Below are 19,965 nucleotides of genomic sequence, written 5' to 3'. Positions count from 1 at the left end.
GCGCCACCCCATCTCCCGCCTGTGACACAGGCCTTCATCAACCGCATCGGCACGGCAGTTCCGCGGCACGAGGTGCATGAGGCGTTCCGCCTCTTCGCCGGCCGGCAGATCACCGAACCCCGCATCCGCACCGCCTTCGCCCGCCTCGCCGAGCGCTCGCAGATCGAGACGCGGCATTCGGTGCTGGAGGCGGAGGCGGATGCCAGCGGCACGGTGGACGGTTTCTACCGGCTCGATGCCTTCCCCGGCACCGCCGCCCGCATGGCCCGCTACGAGGCGGAGGCGCCGGCCCTGGCCGAGGCCGCCTGCGAGGCGATGGGCCTCGCGGAGGAGGGGCCGCGCATCACCCATCTCGTCACCGCCACCTGCACCGGCTTCGCGGCGCCCGGCCTCGACCACTGGCTGATCCGCCGCTACGGCCTGCCGGGCCATGTGGAGCGGAGCATGGTCGGCTTCATGGGCTGCCAGGCCGCAATCAACGCCTTGAAGCTCGCCCACCACATCGTCCGCAGCGAGCCCCGGGCACGGGTACTGGTGCTGAACCTCGAACTCTGCACGCTGCACCTGCAGCCTTCGAGCGAGATCGAGCAGCTGCTCTGCTTCCTGCTCTTCGCCGACGGCGCCAGCGCCGCGCTGGTGACGGCGGAGCCGCAAGGCATCGGCATGGATGGCTTCCACGCCGCCCTCATCCCCGAGGCCGCCGACCAGATCACCTGGCGCATCGGCGATGGCGGCTTCGACATGACGCTCTCGGGTTTCGTGCCGCTCACCCTGGCCCGTGCCCTGCCAGAGGAGGCCGCCGCCATCCTGGCCGGCGAGGCGGTGGATGCCTTCGACCTCTGGGCCGTGCATCCCGGCGGGCGCAGCGTGCTGGATGCCGTCATCCATGGGCTGAACCTGCCGGACCATGCGCTCGATGTCAGCCGCGCGGTGCTGCGCGAGCATGGCAACATGTCCTCCGCCACCGTCATGTTCGTGCTGCAGCGGATGATGGCGGCACCGCGCGGCCAGCGCGGCTGCGCGCTCGCCTTCGGCCCCGGCCTCTCGGCCGAGACCATGCGCTTCCGCATCGCCTGATGCGCGAGCGCAGCGCCGCCGCCGAATGGATGGACGACGCGGCGGCGACCGAGGCCGAATTCGCCTCCGCCCTGCGCGACCTCGCCCGCATCAACCGGATGAGCCTCGCCTACCGCCCGACGCTGCGCTGGCTCGACGCGTTGGTGGCCGAGACAGGCACGCGGCAGCTTTCCGTGCTCGATATCGGCTTCGGCGGCGGCGACATGCTGGCCGCCATCGCCCGCTGGGGCGAGCGGCGCGGCGTGGCGGTGGAACTCGTGGGCCTCGACCGCAGCCCCTGGGCCGCCCGCTATGCGGGCGCGGCCGGCATCCCGGCCCGCTTCATCACCGCGGACCTCTTCGACCTGCCGGAGGCGGAGCGGTTCGATGTGGTGCTGTGCAGCCTCTTCACCCATCACCTGCGGGATGCGGAGCTGGTGCGCTTCCTGCGCTGGCTGCCCGGCCGGGCGCGGCGGGGCTGGCTGATCTCCGACCTGCACCGGCACTGGCTGCCCTGGGGCTTCGTCTGGGGCGCCGTCCGGGCGCTCAGGATGGACCCGATGGTGGTGCATGACAGCACCGTCTCCATCGCCCGCGGCTTCACCCGCGCCGATTGGCAGCGGCTGCTGGCGGAAGCCGGCGTCGCGGCGGAGATCGCCTGGGCCTTTCCCTTCCGCTGGATCGTCTCCGGCCGTGGCTGAGATCGCCGTCATCGGCGCCGGGCCGGCCGGCTGCGCCGCGGCGATCGCGCTGCGCCGGGCAGGGCGGGAGGTGGTGCTGCTGGAGCGCAGCGCCGCCCCGCGCGAGAGCGTCTGCGGCGAATTCTTCGGCCCCGACGCCGCGGCGGCCCTCGCCACGCTCGGCATCGACCCGGCCGCGCTCGGCGCCATCCCGCTGCGGCACCTCCGCATCGGCCATGGCGCGCGGGAGAGCACGGCTGCGCTGCCCTTCGACGCCTGGGGCCTGGCCCGGCGGCGGCTGGATGGCGCCTTGCAGTCGGCGGCCGGCCCGGCGCTGCGACGGGGCGTCACCGTGCTGGGCGCCCAGGCCGAGGGCGGGGGCTGGCGCCTCCGCACCAGCGCGGGCGAGGTCTCCGCGCGCCGGGTGGTGCTGGCGACCGGCAAGCACGCGCTGCGCGGCTTCCCCCGCCCGGCCTCGCCCTGGATGGGGCTCAAGCTGCATCTGGCCGATGTCCCGATCGAGGCCGCGGTCGCCCTGCTGCCCTGCGCCGGCGGCTATGCCGGGCTGCAGCCGAGCGAGGCGGGCGGCGCCAATCTCTGCGCCGCGCTGCGCCAGGCGCCCGGCGACCTGCTCGCCACCATCCGCGCCGGCTCCGCCCTCGCCGCCCGGCTGCTGCGCGATGCCCGGCCGCTCTGGGCGCGGCCCCTGGCGGTGGCGGGCGTGCCCTATGGCTGGCGCCATGCCGGGGAGGGGCCGCCCGGTTTCTACCGCATCGGCGACCAGGCGGCCGTGATCCCGAGCTTCACGGGGGAGGGGATGGCGCTGGCCCTGCAATCGGGCCTCGCCGCGGCGGAGGCGATCCTGGCGGGGCGGGAGGCGGCGGAATTCGGGGCCGCCTGGCGCCGCCGCCATGCCCGTCCGGTGCTGCTCGCCGGGCTCGGCGCCCGGGTGCTGCAGGGCTGGCCGGCGGGCTTCGCCGCCGCCGCCCCGCTGCTCGGCCCGGCCTTCGCGCGGGCGACGCGGCTGTGAGGCAGCGCCTGCAGGCGCTGCCCCCTGCGGCGCCTCAGTCGATGCTGAGCTTCAGCCGGCCCACCGTGTCCCGCTCATAGGCCACCCGCTCGCGGGCGAAGGCGAGGTACTCGCGCGGGCCGAGATACTCGTTCGGCAGCTCCCACCGCTTCATGATCGCCTGGCTGGCCTCATCCTCGAAGGCCTTCTTCAGCGTGCGGTGGAGGATGTCGACCACCTCCGGCTCCATCCCCTTCGGCCCGGCGAGGCCGTAGGGCGAGGTCACGCTCATCCCGTAGCCGAGCTCCTTCAGGGTCGGCACCTCGGGGAAGCTCGGCAGCCGGTCCGGCGTCCAGGCGGCCAGCAGGCGGAGCTCGCCGGTCTCGACCTGGGGCCGCCAGGACTGGCTGTCGGCGACGATGTCGATCTGCCGGCCGAGCAGGGCGGTGACGCCCTCCTGGCTGCCGCGCATCGGCACATGCGTCATCTCGGCCCGCTCGCGGGCGAGAATGTCCTCCATCGCCAGGTGGTTGGTGGTGGCGATGCCGCTGGTCGAGAAGGTGAGGCGGCCCGGGGCGCGGCGGGCGGCCTCCATCAGCTCGGCATGCGTCCGCCACGGGCTGTCGCCACGCACCGCGGTGCCGAAGACGAAGCCGGTGAGCTGCATGATGTAGGTGAAATCCGTGACCGGATCCCAGGTCGCCTGCCGCGTCAGGAAGGGGTGGCGGAGGATCGACAGGTGGTGGTGGGCGATGGTGTAGCCATCCGGCCGGGCCTGCTGGATCAGGAACATCGCGGCGCGGGTGCCGCGCGCGCCGGCCATGTTCTCGATGATGATGGGCTGGCCGAGATCCTTCACCGCGATCTCGAACATCTGCCGGTGCAGCGCATCGAGCGAGCCGCCCGGCGGCCAGGGGATAAGGCAGCGGATCTGCCGGTTGGGGAAGCGCCCCTGGCCGAGCGCCGGGGCGGCCAGCAGGCCGCTCGCCGCGCCCAGCAGGGCGCGGCGGGTGGATGCTATTGTCATTGTTTCCTCCCTCCGTCCCTGCTCAGCCGTCGAGCGAGAGGTTCAGCCGCTTGACCATCATCTTCTCGTACTCGACGCGCCTGGCGACGAAGTCGCGGTAGTCCGCGGTGTTCCGGTAGACCAGGGGCATGTCGAACTGGGTGCGGATGCGCTCGTTCTCGGGGTCGAAGAGGGCGGCCTTGAAGGCATCGTGCAGCACCCGCACCACGCCCTCATCCATCCCCTTCGGCCCGCTGACCCCATAGGGTGAGGTGACCTCCATGTCGTAGCCGAGCTCCTTCAGCGTCGGCACGGAGGGGAAGCGCGCCGCCCGCTCGGCGGTCCAGACCGAGAGGGCGCGCATGGAGCCGGCCTCGACGAAGGGGGCCCAGGCGCTGCTGTCGCAGACCATGTCCACCTGCCCGGCCAGCGCCGCCGTCACCCCCTCGTTGGAGCCGCGGAAGGGCACATGGGTGATCTCGACCTTCTCCTGCTCCAGGATGGTCTCCATCGCCAGGTGGTTGCTGGTGCCGATGCCGCTGGTGGAATAGGTCAGCTTGCCCGGGTTGGCGCGGGCATAGCCAATCATCTCGGCCCAGGTCTCGAAGCGGCTATCGGCCTTGATGGCGGTGCCGAAGAGCCAGCCGGTGAGGCCGATGATATGGGTGAAATCCTTCACCGGGTCCCAGAGCGGGGTCTTCATCATCCAGGGCCGCCGCAGCACCGAGAGGTGCATCTGGGTCAGCGTATAGCCATCCGGCCGGGATTGCTGGGCGACCGTCATCGGGCCGAGCGTCCCGCCCGCCCCCGGCTTGTTCTCGATCACCACCGGCTGGCCAAGCGCCTTGCTGGCGATCTCCCCCATGGAGCGGAGCTGCGCATCGGCCGAGCCACCCGCCGGCCAGGGGATGACGAGGCGCAGCGGCCGGTCCGGGAAACGTCCCTGGGCGAGCGCGGGGGTGGCAAGTCTCGGGGCGGCGAGGCTGGCCGCGGCGAGCGTCAGCGCCCCGCGGCGGGTGATGGATGGCATTCCTGGTGCTTCTCCCGGTGGTCTTGCTTCAGTCGATCCGCAGCTTCAGCCGCTGCGCCATGGTCTTCTCGTACTCGGCCCGGCGGGCGATGAAGCTGCGGTAGTCCTCAGTATCGTAATACTCGAGCGGCATGTCGAACTGCGCCCGGACCGTTGCATTGGCCGGGTCGAAGAGCGCCGCCTTGCAGGCATCATGCAACACGCGGACGACGCCCGGGTCCATCCCCCTCGGCCCGGCCAGGCCATAGGGGGAGGTCACGACCATGTCGTAGCCCAGCTCCTTCAGGGTCGGCGCCTCGGGGAAGCGGGGCGACCGCTCGGCCGTCCAGACGCAGATCAGCCGAAGCTGCCCGCCATCCACCAGCGGCGCCCAGGCGGAGCTGTCGGCGACGCTCATCACCTCGCCGGACGCGACCGCGACCGCCGCCTCGTTGGAGGCACGGTAGGGGACGTGCACCAGCTCCAGCTTCTCGCGCGATGCCAGCTCCTCCATCGTCAGGTGGTTGGTCGTGGCGATGCCGGAGGTGGTGTAGGTCAGCCGCCCGGGGTTGGCACGGGCATAGGCGAGGTAGTCCGCCCAGGTCTTGATCGGCCCATCCGCCTTCACCGCGATGCCGAACATCCAGCCGCACAGGCCGATGATATGGGTGAAGTCGTTCACCGGATCCCAGGGCGGGGTGCGGGTGATGAAGGGCCGCCGCACGATCGACAGGTGCATCTGGCTGATCGTGTAGCCGTCAGGCCGCGCCTGGGTCGTCAGATGCATGGCGCCCATGGTGCCGGAGGCGCCGGGGCGGTTCTCCACCACCACCGACTGGCCGAGCGCCCGGCCGGCGATCTCCGCCAGCGAGCGGAGCTGCGCATCCGCCGAGCCACCCGGCGGCCAGGGGATGATGAGGCGGATGGGGCGGTCAGGAAATCGCCCCTGGCCGGATGTTCCCTGGCCCAGGGCCGGCGCCGCCAGCGCTGCTCCGCCCAACGCCATCCCACCCAGGGCCAGCGCATCGCGCCGGCCGAGCCGTGTCCCTTCGAATCCCATGGTCGTCGTCTCCCGTCCGTGCGGGCCGGTTATGCCTCCGGCCCCTTTTCGTTGCCGCTTGAGTGTGACGGGTGGGCGCGGGCAGGGGAAGCGCTTTGCCACAGCGGCCAGCCGCCACGTTGCGGGGGCGAAGGAGTGCCTCATGGATGCCGGAACGATCGCCGCCCCCTTCGACGCGGCTGCCGACCGGCGCCGGAGGATCCTCGCCTTCATCGGCGCGCAGCCCCTCTTCGGCGCCCTCTCGGACCGCATCGGGCGGCGCGGCATGCTGCTCGCCTTCGGCGCGCTCGGGGCGCTGATAACCGTGCTGCTGCTGACGGCCATCGGCCGGGCCGGCTCGCCGCTCACAGCGGGGCTGCTGGTGCTCCCCTGCTACACCTCGATCAGCGGGCTGGTGAAGGCGGAGCTCCTCGGCGAGGTCCGGGCGCTCGGCGTCGGCCCGCCCTATGCGGTCGCCAACGCGCTGTTCGGCGGCACGGCGGAGTATGTCGGCCTCTGGTTCAAGTCGGCCGGGGCCGAGAGCGGCTTCTTCGCCCTTGCCCTGGTGACGGCCTGGTTCATGCCGGAGACCCGGGTGGAGAGCCACCTGGCGCGGGAGCACGGCCGGGCCTGACCGCCCCGGCAGGCACCCGCGCGGTGTGAAGGGACGGACCGTGCCGGGCTGCCCCGCGCCGCCGCGACTTGCACTGCGGCCCGCCCCGGGCCAGTTTCCGCCCCGAATTCCCGGCCCGAGGACCCCCTATGCCCGACAGCTTCGACCTCATCGTCATCGGCTCCGGCCCCGGCGGCTATGTCTGCGCCATCCGCGCCGCCCAGCTCGGGCTGAAGACGGCCTGCGTGGAGAAGCGGGCGACGCTCGGCGGCACCTGCCTCAATATCGGCTGCATCCCCTCGAAGGCCCTGCTCCAGAGCAGCGAGAATTTCGAGGAGGCCGCCCATAAGCTGGCCGACCACGGGGTGATCGTCGACGGGGTGAAGCTCGACCTCGCCAAGATGCAGGCGAGGAAGGGCGAGGTGGTCTCGGCCAACGTCAAGGGCGTCGAGTTCCTGTTCCGCAAGAACAAGGTCACCTGGCTGAAGGGCGCGGGCAGGATCACCGCCCCCGGCCAGGTCGAGGTCAATGGCGAGACCTATTCCACCAAGGCCATCGTCATCGCGACCGGCAGCGACAGCACCCCGCTGCGCGGCGTCGAGGTGGATGAGAAGCGCGTCGTTACCTCGACCGGCGCGCTGGAGCTGGACAAGGTCCCCGGCCATCTCGTCGTCATCGGCGGCGGCGTCATCGGCCTCGAGCTCGGCTCGGTCTGGAAGCGCCTCGGCGCCCAGGTGACGGTGATCGAGTTCCTCGACCGGCTCATCCCCGGCATGGATGCCGAGCTCGCCAAGCAGGCGGAGCGGACCTTCGGCAAGCAGGGAATGAAGTTCCGGCTGAAGTCGAAGGTGACGGCGGCCAGGCAGGATGCCGATGGCGTCACCCTGACCGTCGAGCCCGCCGCCGGCGGCACCGCCGAGGAGATCAAGGCCGATGTGGTGCTGCTCGCCATCGGCCGGCGCCCCTATATCGAAGGGCTCGGGCTGCAGGAGGTGGGCGTCGCGCTCGACGAGCGCGGCCGCGTCGTCACCGACGGGCACTTCGCCACCAACATCCCCGGCATCTACGCCATCGGCGACTGCATCGCCGGCGCCATGCTGGCCCACAAGGCCGAGGAGGAGGGCGTCGCCGTCGCCGAGATCCTCGCCGGCCAGGCCGGCCACGTGAATTACGGCGCCATCCCGGGCGTCGTCTACACCTGGCCCGAGATCGCCTCGGTCGGTGCCACCGAGGAGGAGCTGAAGGCCCAGGGCATCGCCTACAAGGTCGGGAAATTCCCCTTCACCGCCAATGGCCGCGCCCGGGCGATGAACGACACGGAAGGCTTCGTGAAGATCCTGGCCGATGCAAAGTCGGACAAGGTGCTGGGCGCCCATATCATCGGCCCGGATGCCGGCACGCTGATCGCCGAGATGGCGCTGGCCATCGAGTTCGGCGCCAGCGCCGAGGATGTGGCCCGCACCAGCCATGCCCATCCCACGCTGAACGAGGCGGTGAAGGAGGCGGCGCTGGCCGCCGACGGACGGGCGCTGCATATCTGATCCTTGCATGGGTGATGCCGGTGCGCCGCTGATCGGCTACCCTCCCCCCAAAGGGAGGGTAGGCCATGGCCGTGAAGCAGCGCACCGGAGCCCAGGACGCCTTCATGCGATGGGCCCTGGCCCGCATCCTCGGCACGCCGGGGCACCCGCTCGAATTCCTGGTCGATCCAACGACCAAGGACTGGCATTCCCGTCTCGGCTCCCGCCACCGGAAGGCCCTGAGGAACGAGCATGTCCCGCCCGTCCAGGCCGGCCACCTGGTCAGCTTCCATGGGCTGGAGGAGGCCGCCCATGAGCGGCTGGCCCTGCAGGATGCCGACGACAACCAGGAGCAGAACTACACCATCGAGACCGGCGGCCGCCGCGGCATCGTCTTCGCCACCGCGGTCGAGATCGGTGGCGTGCCAGTGGAGCTGCGCACCGCCCGGATGTGGGAGAATGTCGGCGTGCTGAAGCCGCCCGGCACCGTCGCCGCGGCCTCGCCGCATCCGGGCTGGGCGCTGTCCGGGTGAGGCGGCGCGCCGCTTGCCCCGAATCGCCGCGCCGGCCGATCCTCAGCCAGTGATCAAGTATATCGGCTCCAAGCGGGCGCTGCTGACGCAGATCCTCTCGGCCATCGGCGCGGCCGTGCCGGCGGGCGCGACGGTGGCCGACCTCTTCTCCGGCACCGCCCGGGTCGGCCATGCGCTGAAGGGGGCCGGCTACCGGGTGCTGGCGAATGACCACAACGCCTATGCCCACACACTCGCCATCTGCTACGTCCAGGCCGATGCCGAGCGCTGGGCGGAACCCGCCACCCGGCTGCTGGCCGAGCTGCAGCGCCTGCCGCCGCGCGCCGGCTGGTTCACCGAGACCTATTGCGTCGCCGCCCGCTACTTCCACCCCGACAACGGCGCCCGCATCGAGGCGATCCGCGAGGCGATCGCCGGCCTCGGCGCCGAGCCGGAGCTGGAGGCCATCCTGCTCACCTCCCTGCTCGAGGCCGCCGACCGGGTGGACAGCACCGCCGGGCTGCAGATGGCCTATATGAAGCAATGGGCTGCCCGCGCCCGGAACCCGCTGGCCCTCCGCCTGCCCGCTCTGCAGCCCCGCCCGGCGGCGGGCCCCTGCGCCGCCTTCTGCGAGGATGCCGAGGCGGTGGCGGCGCGGCTCGATTGCGACCTCGCCTATCTCGACCCGCCCTACAACCAGCATTCCTACCTGCGGAACTACCATGTCTGGGAAACGCTGGTGCGCTGGGATCAGCCGGAGGTCTATGGCATCGCCAACAAGCGCACCGATTGCCGCACGCGGCGCTCCGCCTTCAACAGCCGCCCGGGCATCGGCCCGGCGCTCAATCGGACCATCGCCGCGCTGCGCTGCCCGACCGTCGTCGTCTCCTTCAACGACGAGGGCTACCTCGGCCGCGCCGCGCTGGAGGCGATGCTGCGCCCGCGCGGCCCGCTGCGGGTGATCGAGATCCCCTATGGGCGCTATGTCGGCGCCAAGATCGGCATCCACAATCCGAAGGGCGAGAAGGTCGGCACGGTCGGGCGGCTGACCAATACCGAATACCTCTTCGTCTCCGGCGAGCTGGCCCTCGCCCTGCCGCCGCAGGCTGCCTGATGGCCCGCTGGCGGCAGAATCCCACACCGTCCGGGCAGCAGAGGCCCGTGCCCTCCTGGCGACGCAAGGTGGCAGGCTTTTCCCTACTGACGCTCGGCGTCGCCGGGATGGTGTTGCCGATCCTGCAAGGGATGCTCTTCCTCGCGCTGGGCCTCTTCGTGCTGCGCGACCAGTATTCCTGGGCGCGGCGCGGCATGGAGAAGCTCTCTAGCCGCTGGCCCCGCCAGGTAGGGCAGGTGGAAGCGCTGGAAGGCCGGCTGATCGGCTGGAGCGAGCGCCAGGGCGAGAGGTTGCGGCGGCTGCTGCCCCGCTGACGAGGCAACGGCCGGACGAATTCCCGGCCTGTTCGCTTGGCGCGGCCCTCAACCTGGCCGAGAAGCCTGCATGGCGAATTTCCGGACCGACTCGCGCTTCGTGGCCATCCTGCTCGGCATCGGGCAGACCCTGGCCTGGGCCACCAGCTACTATCTCCCCGCGCTCCTGGCGCCGGTGGTGGTCGCCGACCTGCAGGCCGACCCGGTCCTGGTCTACGGCGCCTTCTCGCTCGCCCTGCTGATCTCGGGCTTCATCGCCCCACGGGTCGGACGGACCATCGAGCGGCTTGGCGGAAGGCCGGTCCTGCTCGCCTCCTCCCTCACCATCGGCACGGGGCTTGCGCTGCTCGGCCTGCTGCCGGGGCTGGCGGGCTGGTTCCTGGCCTGGGTCGTGCTCGGCATCGGCATGGCACTCGGCCTCTACGAGGCGGCCTTCGCCACGCTCGGCATGCTCTATGGCCGGGCGGCGCGGCGGGCGATCACGCTGGTGACGCTGTTCGGCGGCTTCGCCAGCACCATCGGCTGGCCCGTGACCGCGGCGCTGCTGCCGGCACTCGGCTGGCGCGGCACCTGCTTCGCCTATGCCGCGGTGAACCTGCTGCTGGTGCTGCCGGTCTATGCCCTGCTGCCGCGCACCGGCTCGGCGGCGGAGGGGCCGGCGGCGGCGGCCGATGCGGGCGAGATCCCGCTGCCCGCCGATTGGGTGCGGCGCAGCTTCCTGTTCCTCGCCGCCTTCTTCACCCTGCGGGCGCTGATCAGCACCACCATGTCGGTGCAGCTGCCGGCCGTCCTCGCTGGGCTCGGCCTGCCGATCGCCGCGGCGGTCGGGGCGGCGGCGCTGATGGGGCCGGCCCAGGTAGGGGGGCGGCTGCTGGAATTCACCCTCGGCAAATCGGTGCATCCGCTGCGCGTCGCCTGGCTCGGCGGCGGGCTGCTGCCGCTCGGGGCGCTGCTGCTGGTGGTCGCCGGGCCGGCGGCGGCGGTGCCCTTCGTGCTGCTCTATGGCGCGAGCAACGGCATCATCACCATCTGCCGGGGCGCGGTGCCGCTGGCGCTGTTCGGGCCGCGCGGCTACCCGGTGCTGATGGGCAAGCTGGCGACACCCGTCCTGCTGGCGCAGGCGGCGGCGCCGATGCTCACCGCCCCGCTGGTTGCCAGCCTCCCGGCCACCACCGTGCTGGGCCTCGCCGGCCTGGTCGGGCTGGCCGCCATGGCCTGCCTGCTGCCGCTGCGCGCAGCCCCGCCGCGGAGCCTCGCGGGCCTGCAGGCGCCGGGGGGCTGACGGCCCACAACCAGGCCTGGACGGCGCCAATGCTTATGTTACCTAAGGTACCGGAGGACCGGCCGGATGCCCGAGAGTTTCGACGAGTATGTTTCGCTCGGCAGCGACTGCGAGGTCGGGTTCCAGATACGTCGTATCCTTGGCCGGGACAGTTCCACCTTCTGCAACTGGAACGTCACCAGCGTCTCGACGCTGGAGCGCCTGCTGGCCAACCGCTTCGACGGCGTGCTGCAGGACGGCAACATCGATGTCCACGGCGACGGCTTCATGCTGCTCGACCGCGGCTATGACTACAAATTCCATTCGCCCTTCGAGGGCTACGACTTCCGGGCGGACCCGGACTACGATACCAAATGGGCCGACTACCTGGACAAGGCCCGGTACCTCATCGACAAATTCCTCCGCCTCCGCCCGGCGGAGCATCGCACCGCCTATTTCTACAAGGTGGAGCCCGTCGAGGAGCTTGCCACGGTCCGCCGGCTACTGCCGTTGGTCCGCCACCATCTGGGCGAGATCCACGGGGCGTCCCATTTCGAACTGATTGCTGTGATGGCACAGGACCGCGCTGAGGCGCCCTGGGGCGAGGAGCGCATCCACAACCGCTATGTCCGTCGCATCGCGCCATGGGACGATGCGACGGATGGGCACGTCTCCTCCTGGGACCGGATCTTCCGGGAATTCCCCCACAAGGAGGCGATGCGCCTATCCGGCTACTGAGCCGCGGCGAACCGCCTCCGCCTTGCCCTCGGGCCGCCGGGCGCGACCGAGCGCGATCCAGGCTCCCGCGCAGCCGACCAGCGTGGTGGAAAGCAGGCCCCAGGCCAGCAGGATTCCGAGCGTCTGCCATAACCACGCCGTACCCATCTGCCCGAACCAGCCGAGGGTCGTCAGCACAAGGGTCGGGACGGCTTGGCCAAGCATGGGGGGTGCTCCTGGCGTTTCTCCGGCCCCATTGGTATATTGCACGCGAAGTCGTGACAAGTATTGCTGCATATTACAAGGCGTCCATTCCGCCTGCGGCTCGGCCTTCGCCGGGCGTGACCCCGAAGGCTGCCCGGAAGGCCGCGCCGAAGGCCGGGGCGCTGGCATAGCCGACCGCCGCCGCCGCACGGGCCGGCGGCACCCCGCGCGCGAGCAGCACCGCCGCCTCCGCCAGGCGCAGCATCTGCCGCCAGCGGCCGAAGCTCATCCCCGTCTCCTCGCGGAACAGGCGGGTGAGGGTGCGCGGGCTGGCGCCGCAATGCCGCGCCCAGTCCTCGAGCCCGAGCGGCTGCGCCGGCTCCGCCTGCAGGGCCGCGGCCAGGCGGCGCAGCCGTGCATCCCGCAGCACCGGCAGGCCGAGCGGCAGGCGCGGGGCACGGGCGATCTCATCGAGGATCAGCGCCGCGAGATGGCCGCCGCGCCCGGCGGGGTCCCATTCCAGCGGCTCGGCGCAGGCGGCCAGCACCAGCTCCCGCAGCAGGGGGGAGACGGCCATCACCGTCACCGTCCCCGGCCCCGCCAGGGCCGCATCGGCGCGCAGGAAGAGCGCCCGCATGGCGACCGGCCCCTGCATCGCCGTGACATGGGGGACGGCGGCCGGCATCCACAGCGCCCGGCCGGGCGGCAGCACGAAGGCCGTGGTGTCGGTCGAGATCCGCATGACCCCGCGCGTCGCATAGAGCAACTGGGCCCGGGCATGGGCATGGCGCGGCACGCTCTCGCCGTCGCGGTAATCCCGGGTGAAGCCGGCGAGCGGCCGGTCCACCGCATCCTGCGGCAGGTCGCGCCGGGGCGCTTCCGGGAATTGGCCGGATTTCGACAGGAATTGGCCAGCCATCGTCATCCGGCCAGGGTAATTGGCCAGGACGGTCCAGGAAACGGAAAACCGCCATGCATGACCCCGCCGCACGGCAGATCGCCTTCGTCAACATCGCGCATGTCTTCACCCATTACGGCCTGCTGATCCTGGCGACCGCCGTGCTCGGCATGGTGGACCAGGCGCCGGCCGCCTTCGGGCAGGAATACGGGCCGATCCTGGCGCTCGGCACCGGCATGTTCGTGCTCTATGGCCTCGGCTCGCTGCCGATGGGCTGGCTCGCCGCCCGCTTTGGCCGGAAGGCCATGATGACCGGCTTCTTCCTCGGCACCGGCGGGGCGATGATGCTGGCCGGCCTCGCCGACCGGCCGCTGACCCTTGGCCTGGCGCTGGCGCTGATGGGCGCCTTCTCCGCCATCTACCATCCCATCGGCACGGCGATGCTGGTGGAGGCCGCCGCCGCCGCGCCAGGCGGCAAGGTCGGCCGCGCGGTCGGCATCAACGGCGCCTTCGGCAATATGGGCGTGGCGCTGGCCCCGGTGGTGACGGCGCTGGTCGCCGCCCGGCTGGGCTGGCACTGGGCCTTCGTGCTGCCGGGTGCGCTTTCCGTCCTGGTCGGCCTCGCCTGGCTGCGCGAGCCGGCCTTCGATGCCGCCCGCGCCGCGGCCGGCGCCAAGCCCTTCCCCGAGATCCCGGCCGCCGTGGTGCGCCGCGCCGTCACCGTGCTGCTGACCATCGCCGCCATCTCCGGCCTCGTCTTCAATGCCTTCACCCTGCTGATCCCGAAGCTGATGGAGGAGCGGCTGGCGGACTCGCCGGACCTGCTGCCGGTGGTCGGCATGCTGGCCTTCCTGGCGACCCTCTGCGGCGGGGTCACGCAGTTCACCGTCGGGCGGATGATCGACCGCTACACGCTGAAGCGCGTGTTCCTCCCCCTCGCCCTGGTGCAGCTGCCCTGCCTGGCACTGCTCTCGGTGGTGCAGGGCTGGCTGGTGCTGCCGCTGGCCGGGCTGATGGCCGCCTCCATCTTCGGCCAGGTAACGGTGAACGAGACGATGACGGCGCGCTACGTGGCGCCGGCGCTGCGGGTGAAGCTCTATTCCATCCGCTTCACCATCGGCTTCCTCGGCGCCGCCGCGGCCTCGCCCCTGATCGGCCTGCTGCACGAGGCAACGGGCGGGCTGGCGGCGGCCCTGCTGGTGCTGGCCGGATTCGGCGCCGTGACCTTCCTCTGCGCGCTCGCCTTCCCCGACCGGCCGGAGGAGCTGCAGCCGGAGCTCTGGGCCCAACCCCAAGCCCAGGCCGGGCTGGCCCCGGCCGAATAGGCGCATTTGCTTGAGACGGCGGGGCGCATCAGCTAGCGTCCGCCCGTTGTCGATAACGAAGGCGTGATGATTTGCGCCCTGCGGAGTACCCGATGTCCGAATCCCCGCCCGAAGCCTGGATCCGTGCCGTTGTTCCCGGCCAGAGCTTCGTCGATATCGGCGGCATCGGCGAGTGGTCCTGCAACGAGCGCGTCAGCGGCGCCATCAATGCCGGCGCCGGCCATGTGGCGATGGCCGATATCCAGCCCTTCACCTCAGACTACTGGACCTTCTTCCACAACAAGATGGCCGGCATCGGCATCGACCGCAGCCAGTACGACTGCCACGAGCGGGTGGACATCACCCGCTCCGACCTGCCGGAGCAGCTGCCGCGCTTCGACGTGCTGCACTCCACCGGCATCCTCTACCACGTGGCCGATCCGGTGACGGCGCTCTACAACCTGACGCGCATCACCGGGCAGTGGCTCATCACCAACACCGTCATCATGCCGGCAAGGGTGGAGAACGAGTTCGGCACCATCGAATGCCCGGACGGCATGGCCTTCCTGCTGCCCGCCATGTCCGAGCCGCAGCGCGACATCATGCGCCAGCACTACAAGACCAAATTCGGCTGGAGCATCGACGACACCGCGCCACGCCCCCAGCAGACCGGCGCGATGATGCCGCACCGCACCGAGCAGGGGCTGAGCTGCTGGCCCTATTGGTGGCTGCTCAGCATCCCCGCCTTCCGTGCCCTGGTGAACGTCATGGGCTTCGCCGTCCGCGACGAATACACCTGGGAGGACCACGCCCATTTCCTGCTCTGCGAGCGCGTGGACCCCATCAAGGACTGAGGCCCCTCAAGGACCGGAGGTTGACCGCCGCCCACGCGGCGGCGACCCTTGGGGCATGACCATCCTCAGCGGCCCCATCCTCTCCGGCAAAGCCCGCCTTGCCGGGATCCTCGGCTGGCCCGTCGCCCATTCCCGCTCACCCCGCCTGCACGGGCTCTGGCTTCGCCGCCATGGCATCGACGGCGCCTACCTGCCGTTGCCGGTGCGGCCGGAGCGCTTCGCGGATTCGGTGCGGGCGCTGGCCGATCTCGGCTTCCGCGGCGCCAATGTCACCATCCCGCACAAGGAGGCCGCCTTCGCCGTCTGCGACATGGTCGAGCCTTCGGCGCACCGCGCGGGCGCGGTGAACACGCTGGTCTTCGAGGATGGGCGCATCCGCGGCTCCAACACCGATGGCTATGGCTTCCTCGCCAATCTGCGGGAGGCGGTGCCGGGCTGGCGGGCGGAGGCGGGCCCGGCCGTCCTGCTCGGCGCCGGCGGCTCGGCCCGCGCCATCGCCGCCGCCCTGCTCGATGCCGGCTGCCCCCGGCTCACCCTGGTCAACCGCACGCCCGCCCGCGCCGAGGCCCTGGCCCGGACGCTCGGCGGGCCGATCGAGATCGCCGACGGTGTCCCGCCCGGGGATGCGCTGCTGCTGGTCAACACCACATCCCTCGGCATGCAAGGCCAGCCGCCCCTCGAACTCGACCTCGCCCCGCTGCCGGCGGGCGCCGTGGTCGCCGACATCGTCTATGTCCCGCGCGAGACGGGGCTGCTCGCCGCCGCCCGGGCACGCGGCCTCGCCGCCGTCGATGGGCTCGGCATGCTGCTCCACCAGGCCCGCCCCGGCTTCGCCGCCTGGTTCGGCACGGAGCCGGTGGTGGATGACGAGTTGCGCGCCTTCGTCGGCGGGGACATCCCGGCGCGATGAAGGTCCTCGGCCTCACCGGCAGCATCGGCATGGGCAAGTCCACGGCCGCCAACACCTTCCGCCGCCTCCATGTCCCCGTCTTCGACGCGGATGCCGCCGTCCACGCGCTGCAGGCGCGTGGCGGCCGCGCCGTCGCCCCGATCGGCGCCGCCTTCCCCGGCACGGTGCGGGACGGCCGGGTGGACCGCGAGGCGCTGCGCCGCGCCGTGCTCGGCAACGGCCCGGCACTCACCCGGCTCGAGCGCATCGTCCACCCGCTGGTCCGCGATGCCGAGCGGCGCTTCCTCGCCGCCGCGCGGCGGCGGGCCGAACCCCTGGTCGTCCTCGACATCCCGCTGCTCTACGAGACGCGCGGAGAGGGGCGCTGCGACCTGGTGGTGGTGGTCTCCGCCCCCGCCGCGGTGCAGCGCATCCGCGTCCTCCGCCGCCCCGGCATGACGGAGGAGCGGCTGGCCGCCATCCTCGCCCGGCAGATGCCGGACCGTGAGAAGCGCCGCCGCGCCGACCGGGTGGTGGAAACCGGCCTCTCGCGCCACTTCGCCCAACGGGCCATCCAGGCCCTTGTCCGGGAGATCCGCGCCGCATGAGGCAGCTCGTCCTCGATACCGAGACCACCGGCCTCGACCCCGCCACCGGCGACCGCGTCATCGAGATCGCGGCGATCGAGCTGGTGAACCTGATGCCCACCGGCGCCACCTACCACACCCTGCTCGACCCCGAGCGGGACGTGCCGCCCGAGAGCACCAAGGTCCACGGCTTCACCGCCGAGATGCTGCGGGGCAAGCCGAAATTCGCCGAGGTGCTGGAGGGCTTCCTCGGCTTCCTCGGCGACTCCCCGATCGTCGCCCACAACGCGCCCTTCGATTTCGGCTTCCTCGATGCCGAGCTGGTCCGCGCCGGCCGGAAGCCGCTCGACCGGGCGCGGATGGTCGACAGCCTGGCGCTCGCCAAGCAGCGCTATCCCGGCATGCCGAACAGCCTGGATGCGCTCTGCCGCCGGCTGAACGTCGATAACTCCATGCGCACCAGCCACAATGCACTGCTCGACGTGAAGCTGCTGGCCCAGGTCTATCTGGAGCTGATGGGCGGCCGCCAGCCGGGCTTCGTGCTGGCGCTGAACATCGGCGGCGGCACCAGGGCGCTGGAGGGGCTGAACCGCCCCCGCACGCCCCGCCTCGTCACCCCGACCGAGGCGGAGCTCGCCGCCCATGCGGAATTCCTGAAGAAGGTGAAGGAGCCGCTCTGGCTCCAGCCGCCCTTCGCCGCCGGAACCTAGCGAGGCCGCGCGGCGTCTTCCTGGCTTCAGCGCCAGCCGGAGAGGCCGCCCATGCCCGCGATCCCGAACGCCGTCACCGTCATCACCGGCGCCTCCTCCGGCATCGGCAAGGCGACGGCGCTCGCCTTCGCCCGCGAGGGTGCCCGGCTGGTGCTGGCCGCCCGCCGGCCTGAGGCGCTGGAGGACACCGCCCGCGCCTGCCAGGCCCTTGGCGCCGAAGCCATCGCCATACCGACCGATGTCAGCGACGAGGCACAGGTCGAGGCCCTGGCCCGCGCCGCCATCGAGCGCTTCGGCCGCATCGATGTCTGGTTCAACAATGTCGGCACCGGCGTCTTCGGCCCCTATTGGGAGGCGGCCTCCGGCCTGCAGCGCAAGGTCGTCGAGATCAACCTGATCGGCACCATGCAGGGCAGCGCCGCCGCCCTGCCGCATTTTCTCCGCCAAGGGGGCGGGGTGCTGATCAACATGTGCTCCATGGGCGGCTGGTCGCCGACGCCCTTCGCCGCCTCCTACGCCGCCAGCAAATTCGGCATCCGCGGCTTCAGCGCCAGCCTCAGGCAGGAGCTGACGGGCCATCCCGGCATCCATGTCTGCGCCGTCTTCCCCGCCCTGGTCGATACGCCCGGCCTCTCCCGCGCCGCCAATGTCTCCGGCCGGGCGCTCGATCCGAAGGCGCTCTACCTCACGCCGGAGGCGGTGGCCGAGGTGGTGCTGCGCCTCGTCCGCCGCCCGCGGGCCGAGGTCTCCGTCGGCTGGCCGGCCTCGGCCGCGCGCCTCGCCTATGGGCTGGCGCCGGGCCTGACCGAGACGGCGACGGGCGCCCTGATCCGCGCCGCCCTGCGCCGCGCCCGCCGCGTGCCGCGGACCGAGGGTGCGGTCGCCCGGCCGATCGCCAAGGGCACCGGTACGCGCAGCGGCAAGCCCGTTCCCCATGCCCGCGGCCCGAGCCTCGGCAGCCTCACGCTCGGCGGCCTCGGCCTGCTGCTCGGGGCGGAATTGTTGAGCCTGGCCCTGGCGCGCCGCAGCTAGGGGGTTAACCTTCCTCCCGGGACGAAACGGGAGGACATGAATGGCCCAGCTCCAAGGCAAGGTCGCGCTCGTCACCGGCGCGGCCGCCGGCATCGGCGCCGCCTGCGCGGCGACCCTGGCGCGGGAGGGGGCGCGGGTCCTCCTCACCGATCTCGACGATGCCCGTGGCGAGGCCATGGCCGGCCGCATCCGCGAGGCCGGGGGCGAGGCCCACTACCTTCACCAGGACGTCACCGACGAGGCCCGCTGGGCCGAGGTGGTGAAGGAGGCCGAGACCCGCTTCGGCCGGCTCGACGTGCTGGTCGCCAATGCCGGCATCGCCATCCTGAAGCCGCTGCTCGAGATGTCGCTCGAGGAATGGCGGCGGCAGATGGCGGTGAATGTCGACGGCGTGTTCCTGTCGGTGAAATACGCCATCCCGGCGATGAAGCGCGCCGGAGGCGGGTCGATCATCCTGCTGTCCTCGGTCGCCGGCATCCGCGGCTCGGCGGGGCTCGCGGGCTACTCGGCCAGCAAGGGCGCGGTGCGGCTCTTCGCCAAATCGGTGGCGCTGGAATGCGCGCGGGACAACATCCGCTGCAACAGCGTCCATCCCGGCATCATCGATACCGAGATCTGGGACAAGATGCCGATCGGCCCCGGCGGCCGGAACGCCCCGCTCGATGCCCGCGCCATCGCCGCCGCCAGCGTGCCGACCGGCAAGCTCGGCACGCCGCAGGACATCGCCAATGGCGTGCTCTTCCTCGCCTCGGACCAGTCCAGCTACATCAACGGCTCGGAGCTGGTGATCGATTCCGCCCAGACGGCGGGGCGCGTCGGCAGCCTCAGCCCGAACTAGCCTGCGCGATATGGCGGAGGCGCCCGACGCCCTCCGCCACCGCGGCCTGCAGCAGCCATGCATCGCCGCCCCAGGCCAGCAGGCGGAAGCCGTCCTGCCAGGCGCGCTCCGCCTCCGCCGCCCCGGTCACCAGCCGGCCGAGGCCCTTGCCGTGCCGCTGCGCCGCTGCGCAGACGCGCCGCGTCGCCTCGCGGAAGGCCGGGTGGTCGAACTCACCCGGGATGCCGAGCGAGGCGGAGAGGTCGAAATGGCCGACCCAGAGTGCATCGACGCCGTCGAGCGCGGCGATCGCCTCCGCCTGCTCCACCCCCTCGGCGGTCTCGATCATCAGCACCAGCACGGTGCGCTCGTTGGCCGCCGCCAGCTTCGCCGCCGCCGGCCCGGCGCGGTAGTTGTCATGCGCGATCTGCAAGGCGACGCCGCGCCGGCCCTGCGGCGGGTATTTCAGCGCGGCGACGGCCGCCTGCGCCACCTCCAGGCTGCCGACCAGCGGCAGCATCACCCCCTCCGCCCCCACATCGGCGATCCGGGCGATGTCATGCGCCTCGCGCGAGGGCACCCGCACCAGCGTCGGGATGCCGCCCGCCTCCAGGTAGCGCAGCGCGGACTTCACTGTCTCGGTCGAGAAGCCGCTATGCTCCATGTCGAGGAAGGCGAAGTCGCATCCGGCCCCGGCCAGGATATGGCCGATCCCCGGCGTGACGAATTCGACGAGGAAGGTTCCGGCGGCGAGCCGGCCCGACTGCACCAGGGACTTCAGGCTTTGCGGCATGGACTTCTCCTCCCGGTTTGCCCAGAA

Annotated in this window: 23 protein-coding genes; 17 read left to right on the top strand and 6 right to left on the bottom strand. The window is 71.8% G+C overall.

The genetic code is table 11. The features are described from left to right. Window positions 1-21 precede the first annotated feature (21 nt). From BLR02_RS16935 to BLR02_RS16925, 3 genes are read left to right on the top strand one after another with little or no spacing between them, the layout of a single operon-like run. Window positions 22-1,077 (top strand): type III polyketide synthase, encoded by a 1,056-nt coding sequence (locus BLR02_RS16935; protein WP_090664011.1) that lies wholly within the window; start codon window positions 22-24, stop codon window positions 1,075-1,077. Continuing rightward, window positions 1,077-1,757, top strand: a complete 681-nt coding sequence (locus BLR02_RS30490) for a methyltransferase domain-containing protein (protein WP_090664010.1) — start codon at window positions 1,077-1,079, stop codon at window positions 1,755-1,757. Before BLR02_RS16935 ends, BLR02_RS30490 begins: the two co-directional genes overlap by 1 nt. Further along, window positions 1,750-2,766 carry an NAD(P)/FAD-dependent oxidoreductase gene (locus tag BLR02_RS16925; RefSeq protein ID WP_176849631.1) on the top strand — a complete coding sequence of 339 codons (1,017 nt, stop codon included), beginning with the start codon at window positions 1,750-1,752 and terminating at the stop codon, window positions 2,764-2,766. The genes BLR02_RS30490 and BLR02_RS16925 overlap by 8 nt, the downstream gene beginning before the upstream one ends. A gap of 34 nt (window positions 2,767-2,800) precedes the next feature. Here BLR02_RS16925 and BLR02_RS16920 read toward each other — a convergent pair whose 3' ends face one another. From BLR02_RS16920 to BLR02_RS16910, 3 genes are read right to left on the bottom strand one after another with little or no spacing between them, the layout of a single operon-like run. Continuing rightward, complete coding sequence (locus tag BLR02_RS16920) at window positions 2,801-3,772, bottom strand: Bug family tripartite tricarboxylate transporter substrate binding protein (protein ID WP_090664008.1); 972 nt, start codon at window positions 3,770-3,772, stop codon at window positions 2,801-2,803. Window positions 3,773-3,794: 22 nt separating this feature from the next. Beyond that, window positions 3,795-4,781: a tripartite tricarboxylate transporter substrate binding protein gene (locus tag BLR02_RS16915; RefSeq protein WP_218127976.1), complete on the bottom strand. Its 987-nt coding sequence runs from the start codon at window positions 4,779-4,781 to the stop codon at window positions 3,795-3,797. Between the two features lie 28 nt (window positions 4,782-4,809). Next, a complete protein-coding gene (locus BLR02_RS16910) occupies window positions 4,810-5,820 on the bottom strand; it encodes a tripartite tricarboxylate transporter substrate binding protein (RefSeq protein ID WP_245704828.1) in 1,011 nt (336 codons plus the stop codon). A 142-nt stretch (window positions 5,821-5,962) separates the two neighbouring features. Between BLR02_RS16910 and BLR02_RS16905 the strand changes: the two genes are divergently transcribed. From BLR02_RS16905 to BLR02_RS16875, 7 genes are all read left to right on the top strand, one after another. Beyond that, entirely contained in the window at window positions 5,963-6,433 is a 471-nt protein-coding gene (locus tag BLR02_RS16905; RefSeq protein ID WP_090664007.1) for an MFS transporter, read from the top strand. A 128-nt stretch (window positions 6,434-6,561) separates the two neighbouring features. Then, window positions 6,562-7,953, top strand: a complete 1,392-nt coding sequence (gene lpdA, locus BLR02_RS16900; protein WP_090664006.1) for a dihydrolipoyl dehydrogenase — start codon at window positions 6,562-6,564, stop codon at window positions 7,951-7,953. 65 nt (window positions 7,954-8,018) lie between these two features. Then, window positions 8,019-8,465, top strand: coding sequence for a polymorphic toxin type 5 domain-containing protein (locus BLR02_RS16895; protein ID WP_090664005.1), 447 nt, complete (start codon window positions 8,019-8,021; stop codon window positions 8,463-8,465). Window positions 8,466-8,514: 49 nt separating this feature from the next. Continuing rightward, entirely contained in the window at window positions 8,515-9,558 is a 1,044-nt protein-coding gene (locus tag BLR02_RS16890) for a DNA adenine methylase (RefSeq protein WP_090664004.1), read from the top strand. 68 nt (window positions 9,559-9,626) lie between these two features. After that, a complete protein-coding gene (locus tag BLR02_RS16885; RefSeq protein WP_176952721.1) occupies window positions 9,627-9,872 on the top strand; it encodes a PGPGW domain-containing protein in 246 nt (81 codons plus the stop codon). A 70-nt stretch (window positions 9,873-9,942) separates the two neighbouring features. Next, a complete protein-coding gene (locus BLR02_RS16880; protein WP_090664003.1) occupies window positions 9,943-11,154 on the top strand; it encodes an MFS transporter in 1,212 nt (403 codons plus the stop codon). Between the two features lie 66 nt (window positions 11,155-11,220). Next, entirely contained in the window at window positions 11,221-11,871 is a 651-nt protein-coding gene (locus BLR02_RS16875; protein WP_090664002.1) for a DUF1796 family putative cysteine peptidase, read from the top strand. Here the strand turns inward: BLR02_RS16875 and BLR02_RS16870 are convergent. Together BLR02_RS16870 and BLR02_RS16865 are read right to left on the bottom strand one after the other, a co-directional pair. After that, window positions 11,857-12,075 carry a hypothetical protein gene (locus BLR02_RS16870; protein WP_090561170.1) on the bottom strand — a complete coding sequence of 73 codons (219 nt, stop codon included), beginning with the start codon at window positions 12,073-12,075 and terminating at the stop codon, window positions 11,857-11,859. The genes BLR02_RS16875 and BLR02_RS16870 overlap by 15 nt on opposite strands. 73 nt (window positions 12,076-12,148) lie before the next feature. Continuing rightward, entirely contained in the window at window positions 12,149-12,973 is an 825-nt protein-coding gene (locus tag BLR02_RS16865) for an AraC family transcriptional regulator (RefSeq protein ID WP_090664001.1), read from the bottom strand. A 53-nt stretch (window positions 12,974-13,026) separates the two neighbouring features. On the opposite strand from BLR02_RS16865, the gene BLR02_RS16860 reads away from it, so the two are divergent. The 7 genes from BLR02_RS16860 (at window position 13,027) to BLR02_RS16830 (ending at window position 19,166) form a co-directional block, all read left to right on the top strand. Next, complete coding sequence (locus BLR02_RS16860) at window positions 13,027-14,277, top strand: MFS transporter (RefSeq protein WP_090664000.1); 1,251 nt, start codon at window positions 13,027-13,029, stop codon at window positions 14,275-14,277. A gap of 92 nt (window positions 14,278-14,369) precedes the next feature. Beyond that, window positions 14,370-15,110: a class I SAM-dependent methyltransferase gene (locus BLR02_RS16855; protein ID WP_090663999.1), complete on the top strand. Its 741-nt coding sequence runs from the start codon at window positions 14,370-14,372 to the stop codon at window positions 15,108-15,110. A gap of 55 nt (window positions 15,111-15,165) precedes the next feature. Next, window positions 15,166-16,020 (top strand): shikimate dehydrogenase, encoded by an 855-nt coding sequence (locus BLR02_RS16850; protein WP_090663998.1) that lies wholly within the window; start codon window positions 15,166-15,168, stop codon window positions 16,018-16,020. Beyond that, the gene (gene coaE, locus BLR02_RS16845) at window positions 16,017-16,607 is read left to right on the top strand and encodes a dephospho-CoA kinase (RefSeq protein ID WP_090561175.1); all 591 of its coding nucleotides are present in this window, start codon (window positions 16,017-16,019) and stop codon (window positions 16,605-16,607) included. Before BLR02_RS16850 ends, coaE begins: the two co-directional genes overlap by 4 nt. Beyond that, window positions 16,604-17,296 (top strand): DNA polymerase III subunit epsilon, encoded by a 693-nt coding sequence (gene dnaQ / locus BLR02_RS16840; protein WP_090561176.1) that lies wholly within the window; start codon window positions 16,604-16,606, stop codon window positions 17,294-17,296. Before coaE ends, dnaQ begins: the two co-directional genes overlap by 4 nt. Window positions 17,297-17,347: 51 nt before the next feature. Beyond that, window positions 17,348-18,328, top strand: a complete 981-nt coding sequence (locus BLR02_RS16835; protein ID WP_090663997.1) for an SDR family oxidoreductase — start codon at window positions 17,348-17,350, stop codon at window positions 18,326-18,328. A gap of 40 nt (window positions 18,329-18,368) precedes the next feature. Further along, window positions 18,369-19,166, top strand: a complete 798-nt coding sequence (locus BLR02_RS16830) for an SDR family NAD(P)-dependent oxidoreductase (RefSeq protein ID WP_090663996.1) — start codon at window positions 18,369-18,371, stop codon at window positions 19,164-19,166. Here the strand turns inward: BLR02_RS16830 and BLR02_RS16825 are convergent. After that, window positions 19,153-19,938 (bottom strand): HpcH/HpaI aldolase family protein, encoded by a 786-nt coding sequence (locus BLR02_RS16825; RefSeq protein ID WP_218127975.1) that lies wholly within the window; start codon window positions 19,936-19,938, stop codon window positions 19,153-19,155. The two genes, BLR02_RS16830 and BLR02_RS16825, sit on opposite strands and share 14 nt — an antisense overlap. Window positions 19,939-19,965: the final 27 nt, after the last annotated feature.

The organism is Belnapia rosea, from assembly GCF_900101615.1.
Classification (GTDB): Bacteria; Pseudomonadota; Alphaproteobacteria; order Acetobacterales; family Acetobacteraceae; genus Belnapia; species Belnapia rosea.
Note: the sequence above shows the minus strand (reverse complement) of the source record. Positions and strands in the feature narration are given on the sequence as shown.

What these genes read in the sequence shown, in the direction of transcription:
- BLR02_RS30490 (WP_090664010.1), top strand. Translation starts at nt 1,077, where the DNA reads ATGCGCGAGCGCAGCGCCGCCGCCGAATGGATGGACGACGCGGCGGCG.
- BLR02_RS16920 (WP_090664008.1), bottom strand. Translation starts at nt 3,772, where the DNA reads ATGACAATAGCATCCACCCGCCGCGCCCTGCTGGGCGCGGCGAGCGGC.
- BLR02_RS16915 (WP_218127976.1), bottom strand. Translation starts at nt 4,781, where the DNA reads ATGCCATCCATCACCCGCCGCGGGGCGCTGACGCTCGCCGCGGCCAGC.
- BLR02_RS16910 (WP_245704828.1), bottom strand. Translation starts at nt 5,820, where the DNA reads ATGGGATTCGAAGGGACACGGCTCGGCCGGCGCGATGCGCTGGCCCTG.
- BLR02_RS16905 (WP_090664007.1), top strand. Translation starts at nt 5,963, where the DNA reads ATGGATGCCGGAACGATCGCCGCCCCCTTCGACGCGGCTGCCGACCGG.
- lpdA (WP_090664006.1), top strand. Translation starts at nt 6,562, where the DNA reads ATGCCCGACAGCTTCGACCTCATCGTCATCGGCTCCGGCCCCGGCGGC.
- BLR02_RS16895 (WP_090664005.1), top strand. Translation starts at nt 8,019, where the DNA reads ATGGCCGTGAAGCAGCGCACCGGAGCCCAGGACGCCTTCATGCGATGG.
- BLR02_RS16880 (WP_090664003.1), top strand. Translation starts at nt 9,943, where the DNA reads ATGGCGAATTTCCGGACCGACTCGCGCTTCGTGGCCATCCTGCTCGGC.
- BLR02_RS16875 (WP_090664002.1), top strand. Translation starts at nt 11,221, where the DNA reads ATGCCCGAGAGTTTCGACGAGTATGTTTCGCTCGGCAGCGACTGCGAG.
- BLR02_RS16870 (WP_090561170.1), bottom strand. Translation starts at nt 12,075, where the DNA reads ATGCTTGGCCAAGCCGTCCCGACCCTTGTGCTGACGACCCTCGGCTGG.
- BLR02_RS16865 (WP_090664001.1), bottom strand. Translation starts at nt 12,973, where the DNA reads ATGGCTGGCCAATTCCTGTCGAAATCCGGCCAATTCCCGGAAGCGCCC.
- BLR02_RS16860 (WP_090664000.1), top strand. Translation starts at nt 13,027, where the DNA reads ATGCATGACCCCGCCGCACGGCAGATCGCCTTCGTCAACATCGCGCAT.
- BLR02_RS16855 (WP_090663999.1), top strand. Translation starts at nt 14,370, where the DNA reads ATGTCCGAATCCCCGCCCGAAGCCTGGATCCGTGCCGTTGTTCCCGGC.
- BLR02_RS16850 (WP_090663998.1), top strand. Translation starts at nt 15,166, where the DNA reads ATGACCATCCTCAGCGGCCCCATCCTCTCCGGCAAAGCCCGCCTTGCC.
- coaE (WP_090561175.1), top strand. Translation starts at nt 16,017, where the DNA reads ATGAAGGTCCTCGGCCTCACCGGCAGCATCGGCATGGGCAAGTCCACG.
- dnaQ (WP_090561176.1), top strand. Translation starts at nt 16,604, where the DNA reads ATGAGGCAGCTCGTCCTCGATACCGAGACCACCGGCCTCGACCCCGCC.
- BLR02_RS16835 (WP_090663997.1), top strand. Translation starts at nt 17,348, where the DNA reads ATGCCCGCGATCCCGAACGCCGTCACCGTCATCACCGGCGCCTCCTCC.
- BLR02_RS16830 (WP_090663996.1), top strand. Translation starts at nt 18,369, where the DNA reads ATGGCCCAGCTCCAAGGCAAGGTCGCGCTCGTCACCGGCGCGGCCGCC.
- BLR02_RS16825 (WP_218127975.1), bottom strand. Translation starts at nt 19,938, where the DNA reads ATGCCGCAAAGCCTGAAGTCCCTGGTGCAGTCGGGCCGGCTCGCCGCC.